The sequence below is a fragment of the Streptomyces phytophilus genome (assembly GCF_013870535.1).
GTDB lineage: Bacteria > Actinomycetota > Actinomycetes > Streptomycetales > Streptomycetaceae > Streptomyces > Streptomyces phytophilus.
Genome location: NZ_JACBXC010001450.1, coordinates 1 through 1,419, shown reverse-complemented (window position 1 = coordinate 1,419; position 1,419 = coordinate 1). Strand labels below are relative to the sequence as shown.

Sequence of the window (1,419 nt, the reverse complement as noted above, 5' to 3'; positions counted from 1 at the left end):
TGTAGCAGCCGCGTACCAGAGGCATATTCAACTTCAACAATCGCTTTCCCTGTACACGTTGACTCCTTCGATGCGAGACTGAAGGGCGCGACCTGATCATCCTTGGGAGCCTGATGCACGCGCCAAGCATGTCGGAGACGAACTCTCTGCCGGCCCCGTCCCGAGGCGGCCCCACCGTGCGCCGCATCATCCTCGGCAACAACCTGCGGCGGCTGCGCGAGCAGCGCAACATCACGTTCCAGGCGGCCGCGCGGACCATCGGCGCCTCGCAGCCGAAGCTGAGCCGGCTGGAGCTGGGCCGGGGCGGCTGCAAGGAGCACGACATCGCCGCCCTGCTGACGCTGTACGGGGTGGAGGACGAGGCCGAGCGCGAGCACTACCTCGCGCTGGCCCGCGGCGCCAACACCACCGGCTGGTGGCACCAGTACAGCGATGTCACGCCCACCTGGATGGAGACGTTCCTCGGCCTCGAAGAGGCCGCCTCGCTGATCCGCTCCTACCAGGCCCAGCGCATCCCCGGCCTGCTGCAGACCGCCGACTACGCGCGGGCGTTCGCCCAGATCGCGTACCCCAACGCGGACGAGGCCGCCATAGAGCGCCACGTCGACCTGCGGCTGCGCAGGCAGCAGATCCTGGGCCACGCCGATCAGCCGGCGCGCTACTGGGTGGTCCTCGACGAGGCGGCGCTGCGCCGCCCGCTCGGCGGGCGCCGGGTGATGCGCGCGCAGATCGAGCACCTGCTGCGGATCCTGGAGCTGTCCAACATCACGGTCCAGGTGGCCCGGCTGGCCACCGGCCGGTTCGCCGCCGTCGTCAGCCCGCTGACGATCCTGCGCTTCGCGGAGCCGGACCTGCCTGACGTGGCGTACATCGAGCAGCTGACCAGCGCCCTCTACCTCGACAAGCGCAACGACGTCGAGCGCTACCTGCTGACGATGGACGGCCTGTGCGCGGCGGCGGAGAAGCAGGAGTCGAGCCAGGAGATGCTGGAGAAGCTGCTCGCCGAGTACTAGCACCGGCGGCCGCTGGGATGTGCGCCGCGTCGCCGGCGAGGAGGACGCGGCCGGTGCGGTGACTCTCGGCCTGCCGGGCGGCGTCGCCGAAGCGCGAGTGCCGACTCGGCTCAGGTGAGCGCGCTGCCTTCGCGTACGTGCCGCGCGCCCCCCGTGCGGACGGGGGCCCCGCGGTCAGACGATCTCCATGACCTCCGCCAGCGGGCGGCGCGGCGTCGCCGGGCCGCGCGGGCCGTAGCCGATGCGCAGGACCATCTGGACCTGGCCGACGTCGGTGAGCGGGTCGCGGACGAGCGCGCGCAGGTCGGTCCACTCCAGCGCCTCGCTGGTCAGCGATGCCACGAGGCCGGCGCCGGTGGCGGTCAGCAGCACGCGCTGCAGTGCCTGGCCGGCGCGCAGCCAATCG

Annotated in this window: 1 protein-coding gene and 2 pseudogenes; 1 reads left to right on the top strand and 2 read right to left on the bottom strand. The window is 71.6% G+C overall.

The features are described from left to right. Nucleotides 1–176: 176 nt before the first annotated feature. Nucleotides 177–1,013 (top strand): Sco1979 family transcriptional regulator, encoded by an 837-nt coding sequence (locus H5J30_RS33240; protein ID WP_181791442.1) that lies wholly within the window; start codon nucleotides 177–179, stop codon nucleotides 1,011–1,013. A 10-nt stretch (nucleotides 1,014–1,023) separates the two neighbouring features. Here H5J30_RS33240 and H5J30_RS37760 read toward each other — a convergent pair. Together H5J30_RS37760 and H5J30_RS33230 are read right to left on the bottom strand one after the other, a co-directional pair. Continuing rightward, nucleotides 1,024–1,191 (bottom strand): annotated as a pseudogene (locus tag H5J30_RS37760) (FAD-dependent monooxygenase); the annotation flags it as partial. Next, nucleotides 1,188–1,419: pseudogene (locus H5J30_RS33230) on the bottom strand (Acg family FMN-binding oxidoreductase); the annotation flags it as partial. The pseudogenes H5J30_RS37760 and H5J30_RS33230, both read right to left, overlap by 4 nt.